The organism is Bradyrhizobium manausense, assembly GCF_001440035.1.
GTDB classification, from domain to species: Bacteria; Pseudomonadota; Alphaproteobacteria; order Rhizobiales; family Xanthobacteraceae; genus Bradyrhizobium; species Bradyrhizobium manausense.
The window spans coordinates 32043-38118 of sequence record NZ_LJYG01000101.1 but is presented as its reverse complement, the minus strand read 5'-3'; the positions used below and the strand labels follow the sequence as shown (position 1 = coordinate 38118).

Sequence of the window (6076 nt, the reverse complement as noted above, 5' to 3'; positions counted from 1 at the left end):
CCTCGCCGAACTCGCACCGAAGAACTGGACCGCGCGTCGCGCCGCGCTGGTCGAGCAGATCGGCAAGAGCGCCGGCCGCACGCCGATCGATCCTGATTATCTGGTGCTGCAGATGGTCGAGGCGATGCCTGACGATGCGATCCTGGTGGACGAAGGCCTCACCTCCAGCCGCCAGATCACGAATTTGCGTCCGCACCGTGATCGCTATGGCTATCACGGCCTTGCCTCCGGCGGCATCGGCTGGGGCCTGCCGGCCTCGGTCGGCGCCAGCATCGCCAATCCGGATCGGCCCGTCGTGTGTTTCTCCGGCGACGGCAGCGCAATGTATTCGATCCAGTCGCTGTGGACCGCGGCGCATCACAAGCTGCCGCTCAACGTCGTCATCGCCAACAATGGCGGCTACCGCATCATCAAGCAGCGCCTGCTCGCCTTCCATGGCGACGACAATTACGTCGGGATGGATTTCGCCGATCCGCCTGTGGATTTCGCCGGCGTGGCGAAGGCACTGGGTTGTGAAGCGATCAAGATCAGTGATCCGCACGAGCTGAAGGGGACGCTGGCGTCGGCGTTTGGCCGACCGGGGACGAAGCTGATCGAGGTGATGGTGGACGGGAAGGTGTGAGCGGCCGCTGCCTCCTGCCGTCATTGCGAGGAGCCCGCGACAAAATTGCGTAGCAATTTTGCGCTGGTGCGACGAAGCAATCCAGACTGCCGCCGCGGAAAGGCTCTGGAATCTTCGCGGAGCCTGTCATCGGGCCGCGCGTTGCGCGGACCCGGTGGCTCGCAATGACGGCGTAGCGGCAGCCGGGCCACAATCCCTTGCGGAGCCCGACGGGCAAAACACCCCAGCATCAGGTCAATAGGCACGCCTGAAAATATTCCGCTTTACCGAAATTCGGAAACGGCGTATATGTTTCGGCAACCCGGCCCAAGGAAGAGGGGCGTATCGCGATCGTCACGAACGCGGGCCGGGCGGCGGTGGACGTGGGTCACATCGGCGCGAGGGCAATCGCAGGGCGGGCAACCGTGAGCGAGACACTCGCGCCTACGACAGGTGTGATCCGCGTACGGCAAAATCGTGTGGTCCTGGCGCCCGGAGCCTGTGCGCCAAGTCTTGTGGTGATGCGTGTGGCCCAACCGGGTTTTCGCATCAGCCATCCGCAAGGCGACGGGGGCAATAGTGCATCGCTCCCCGGGGAGAGCACGACATAAGCCGTCAACCCACTGCGCAGGGAAGGCCGGATGTTTCGGCTACACCTGTATGCCGCTGTGCAGCCTCTTGTAGCGCAATCTTCGCACAGTGGACCGCGGGTGCCAGTCGGGCACCCGGTCTTCCCTGCACCCTCTTTCATTTGAGGGTAAGGCGATGAAGCAAAGCTCGGGCGAGATGAGCCGCGAGGATGATTATCTGTGTTCGACGTTGAACAAAAGTCTCCTGCCCCGGACGCCATGAGCGCGTTTACGCGCGTCTTTGACGCGCCATGGCAGCGCCCCTTCGGCTCTGCGCAGCAGTGTAAGAACGCTGCGGCGCGTCCGGGACACGAGAGAATGGCGCGAGCCTACCCCTTCTTCCCCGCGCGATACCCCGCCGCAGGATGCGGCGCATCTAACCGGGCGCGGCCGTCGCCGAACAGCTTCTCCCGCAGCGTGCCCTCCGCGTATTCCGGCTTGTAGCGGCCACGCTTGGTCAGCTCCGGCACCAGCATATCGCTGATATCCTCGAAATCGCCGGGCGAGATTGCAAAGGCGACGTTGAGCCCATCGACGTCGGTCTTTTCGAACCAGTCCTCGATCTTGTCGGCGACGCTCTCGGGCGTGCCGATCACGACCGGGCCGGCACCGCCGATGCCGACATGCTCGATGACGTCGCGCACCGTCCAGACCCGGTCGGGGTCCCCGCGGGTGACGTTGTCGAGCGCGCTGCGGCCGGCATCGTTCTGGACGTGGCGGACCTGCTGGTCGAGTTCGTAGCCGGAGAAGTCGATGCCGGTCCATCCCGACATCAGGGCGAGCGCGCCTTCGGGATTGATGTGCGAGCGGTAGTCGGCATATTTCGCGGCAGCTTCAGCCTCAGTGTTGCCGAGGATGATCGTCATCATGTTGAACATGAGAATCTCGGCCGGGTTGCGGCCGAGCCTGGCAGCTTCCTCGCGGATCGCGGCGACGCGCGGCGCGATGATCTTGGCTGACGGTCCCGACATGAATACGCATTCGGCGTGTTTTGCCGCGAATTGCCGGCCGCGCGGCGAGGTGCCTGCTTGATAAAGCACGGGTGTGCGTTGCGGCGACGGCTCGCTCAGATGAATGGTGTTGTTGACGCGGTAGTTCGCGCTCTCGTGATTGATGCGATGAACCTTTGAGGGATCGGTGAAGATGCCGCGTTTGCGATCGCGCAGCACGGCGTCGTCCTCCCAGCTTCCCTCCCAGAGCTTGTAGACCACCTCCATATATTCGTCGGCGATGTCGTAGCGGTCGTCATGTCCGGTCTGCTTGTCCTTGCCGGCGCCGCGCGCGGCGCTGTCGAGATAGCCGGTGACGACGTTCCAGCCGATCCGTCCCTCGGTGAGATGGTCGAGCGTCGACATCCGCCGCGCGAACGGGTAGGGCGGCTCGAAGGAGAGATTGCTGGTGACGCCGAAGCCGAGATGTTTCGTTACTGCCGCCATCGCCGAGAGCAGCAGCAGCGGCTCGTTCGACGGCGTTTGTGCTGCATTGCGTAAGGCTGCGTCAGGGCTGTTGCCATAGACGTCATAGACGCCGAGCACGTCGGCCAGAAACAGGCCGTCGAAACGGCCGCGTTCCAGCGTCTTGGCGAGATCGATCCAATAGGGCAGGCGGTTATATTCGGCGGTGCGGTCGCGCGGATGGGTCCACAGCCCGGGCGATTGATGCGCGACGCAATTCATCGCAAATGCGTTGAGCCTGATTTGCTTGGCCATGCTGGTCCCTCGGCGCCCTGTACTGAGCGCTCTTTGAATGATAGACGTGCGCCCCAACTTGGCGAAGTTCTTGCATATAATTGGCCCTTGGCAAGGGCCAAGAATAGAAAGGCTCGAGCTTGGCAAGGCCAAAATCGGCGGCACACCCGCTCTTGGCAAGTCAGGCTCGAGAGAGCAAGAACGAAATCGCAAGCCCCGCCACTTTCGAGCGTCCGCGTAGTCCGCTACGCTGCCTCGTTCCAGGACGTTGAAGACGATACTGATGACCAGAGCCGACGCCATCGCCCGCGCCCGGGACGACTTCCAATCCGGTGCGTTCCTCTCCGAACTCGACCGCCGCGTCGCCTACAAGACCGAGAGCCAGAACGCCTCGCGCGGCCCCGAGCTGCGCGCCTATCTGGAACAGGAGATGGTACCGGCCTTTGCCGCGCTCGGTTTCGAGAGCCGCATCGTCGAATCCCCGAGCGGCAAGTCGCCGTTCCTGTTTGCCGAGCATCATGAGAGCGCGTCCGCGCCGACCGTGCTGGTCTACGGCCATGGCGACGTCGTCGACGGCATGGAAGGCGAATGGCGCGAGGGCCGCGATCCCTGGCGCACGACGAAGGCGGGCATTCGCCTCTACGGCCGCGGCACGGCCGACAACAAGGGCCAGCACAGCATCAACATGGCGGCGCTCCGCGCGGTGCGCGAGGCCCGCGGCGGCAAGCTCGGCTTCAATGCCAAGTTCATCGTCGAGATGGGCGAGGAGATCGGCTCGCCCGATCTCGGCAAGGTCTGCGATCTCAATCGCGATGCGCTCAAGGCGGATCTGTTCATGGCCTCGGACGGGCCGCGGCTATCGGCGGATCGGCCGACTCTTTTTCTGGGCTGCCGCGGCGGCATGCGCATTCATCTGGATGTGAATTTGCGCGACGGCGGCAACCATTCCGGCAATTGGGGCGGCGTGCTCGCCAACCCCGCGACCATCCTGGTCAATGCGATTTCGACGCTGGTCGACGGCCATGGCCGTCTCCAGTTCGAGGCCTTGAAGCCGCCGCGGCTGACCAACCAGATCCGCAGCTATCTTGCGGATGTACAGGTGGTGCCGACCGCGGACGAGCCACAGCTTGCCGAGAACTGGGGCGAGGAGGGGCTGTCCGCGGCCGAGCGGCTCTATGCCTGGAACACGCTGGAAGTGCTGGCGATGTCGTCGGGCAATATCGAGAAGCCGGCCAATGCCATTCCCGGCCACGCCAACGCCGTGCTGCAACTGCGTTTCGTGGTCGGCACCAAGGTCGATGGGCTGATCGATGCTATCAGGGCGCACCTCGTCGCAAAGGGCTTTCCAATGGTCGAGGTGCGGGCGGGCCAGAGCTTTGCCGCCTCGCGCACCGATTTTGACAGCCCCTGGATCAAATGGGCGGCTGACTCGGTCCACAACACCACCGGCAAGGCGCCGGCGGTGCTGCCGAATTTCGGCGGCTCGTTGCCGAACGACGTGTTTTCGGAAATTCTGGGCCTGCCGACGATCTGGGTCCCGCACTCCTATCCCGGCTGCTCCCAGCATGCGCCCAATGAGCACATTCTGCTGCCGTTGACAGAAGAGGCCTTGACGGTCATGGCCGGCTTGTTCTGGGATCTCGGCGAATTACCGCGGCCGTTAACCTGAGCTGGCATCCAGCCAAAAGTCACATTCTAATCCGGCCCGAGATGTGCTTGCATCCGGCCGCATCATCCGAAAGGGGAGAAAAAGTGAAACATTTCCGTCACATCGGCCTCGCGCTGGTCGCCACCTTTGCTGTGAGCCAGGCTGGGGCCGAGGAGCTCACCGGCACGCTGAAGAACATCAAGGACACCGGCGCCATCACGCTCGGCTTCCGCGACTCCTCGATCCCGTTCTCCTATCTCGACGACAACCAGAAGCCAGTCGGGTTCGCGATGGACATCTGCTACAAGATCGTCGACGCCGTGAAGAAGGAGCTCAAGCTCGACAAGCTCGAGGTCAAGCTCAACCCGGTGACCTCGGCCACGCGCATCCCGCTGATGGCGAACGGCACCATCGACCTTGAATGCGGCTCGACCACCAACAATGCCGAGCGCCAGAAGCAGGTTGCCTTCACCAACACCCACTTCCTGACCGCCAGCCGCTACGTCTTCAAGAAGTCGAGCGGCATCAAGTCGATCGACGACCTCAAGGGCAAGACGGTGGTGTCCACCGCCGGCACCACCAACATCAAGCAGCTCACCGAAGCCAATGTCTCGAAGGGCCTCGGCGCCAACATCATCCCGGCCAAGGATCACGCCGAAGCCTTCCTGATGGTCGAGACCGATCGGGCGGTCGCCTTCGTGATGGACGACATCCTGCTCGCCAGCCTCGTCGCCGGCTCGAAGTCGCCCGATGACTACACCATCTCCAAGGATGCGTTCTCCAAGCCCGAGCCCTATGGCATCATGCTGCGCAAGGACGACGCGCCCTTCAAGAAGGTGGTCGATGCGGCAACGGCTGCGCTCTACACCTCTGGCGAAGGCGAAAAGATCTACGACAAATGGTTCACCCAGAAGATCCCGCCAAAGGGCCTGAACCTGAACACGCCGATCTCGCCCGAGCTGAAGAACGAGTTCGCCAAGCCGACGGACTCGCCGAATCCCGACGACTACAAGTAGGATGCCGTTCGCCTCTCCCCGCTCTTGTCCGCCGAAGCCTTGGCGAAGCCGGATGCGGGGAGAGGTAAGAAATTCCGGCCATTCTGGGGGGAGTGGCCGGACATTTGCATAAGCGCCCGGGACACCTCTGACGGGCGCGTTCGCGCGGGGGACACGTGAACTACCATTGGAACTGGGGAATTTTCTTCGAGCCGAATCCGATGGGGACCGGCACCTATCTCGACATGCTGCTGTCGGGCTTGGTGTTGACCCTGAAGACGGCGGTGCTCGCCTGGATCATCGCGCTGATCTTCGGCTCGATCGTCGGCGTGATGCGAACGCTGCCGTCCAAGGCGGCGTCTTGGTTCGGCTTCTGCTGGGTCGAGTTCTTCCGCAACATGCCGCTCCTGGTGCAGCTGTTCCTGTGGTTCTTCGTGCTGCCGGAGCTGTTACCGAAGCCCGCCGGCCTGTGGCTGAAGCAATTGCCGAACGCGCCGTTCTGGACGGCGGCGATC

The 6076-nt window shown here is 63.2% G+C and carries 4 protein-coding genes and 1 pseudogene; 4 read left to right on the top strand and 1 reads right to left on the bottom strand.

The genetic code is table 11. From position 1 onward, the window contains the following. A partial coding sequence (locus tag AOQ71_RS48455) for a thiamine pyrophosphate-dependent enzyme (protein ID WP_245317105.1) occupies positions 1 to 622 on the top strand: 622 nt, incomplete at its 5' end. Positions 623 to 1559: 937 nt separating this feature from the next. Here the strand turns inward: AOQ71_RS48455 and AOQ71_RS25200 are convergent. After that, a complete protein-coding gene (locus AOQ71_RS25200) occupies positions 1560 to 2939 on the bottom strand; it encodes an LLM class flavin-dependent oxidoreductase (RefSeq protein ID WP_057752598.1) in 1380 nt (459 codons plus the stop codon). A gap of 262 nt (positions 2940 to 3201) precedes the next feature. Between AOQ71_RS25200 and AOQ71_RS25195 the strand changes: the two genes are divergently transcribed. The 3 genes and pseudogenes from AOQ71_RS25195 to AOQ71_RS48450 all read left to right on the top strand — a co-directional run. Then, positions 3202 to 4587: a M20 family metallopeptidase gene (locus tag AOQ71_RS25195; protein WP_057752595.1), complete on the top strand. Its 1386-nt coding sequence runs from the start codon at positions 3202 to 3204 to the stop codon at positions 4585 to 4587. Positions 4588 to 4628: 41 nt separating this feature from the next. Next, positions 4629 to 5582: an amino acid ABC transporter substrate-binding protein gene (locus AOQ71_RS25190; protein ID WP_430648648.1), complete on the top strand. Its 954-nt coding sequence runs from the start codon at positions 4629 to 4631 to the stop codon at positions 5580 to 5582. 155 nt (positions 5583 to 5737) lie between these two features. Beyond that, positions 5738 to 6076 (top strand): annotated as a pseudogene (locus tag AOQ71_RS48450) (ABC transporter permease subunit); the annotation flags it as partial.

Bases quoted from the DNA above. Each gene is read 5' to 3' on its own strand.
- AOQ71_RS25200 (WP_057752598.1), bottom strand. From the start codon at position 2,939: ATGGCCAAGCAAATCAGGCTCAACGCATTTGCGATGAATTGCGTCGCG.
- AOQ71_RS25195 (WP_057752595.1), top strand. From the start codon at position 3,202: ATGACCAGAGCCGACGCCATCGCCCGCGCCCGGGACGACTTCCAATCC.
- AOQ71_RS25190 (WP_430648648.1), top strand. From the start codon at position 4,629: ATGTGCTTGCATCCGGCCGCATCATCCGAAAGGGGAGAAAAAGTGAAA.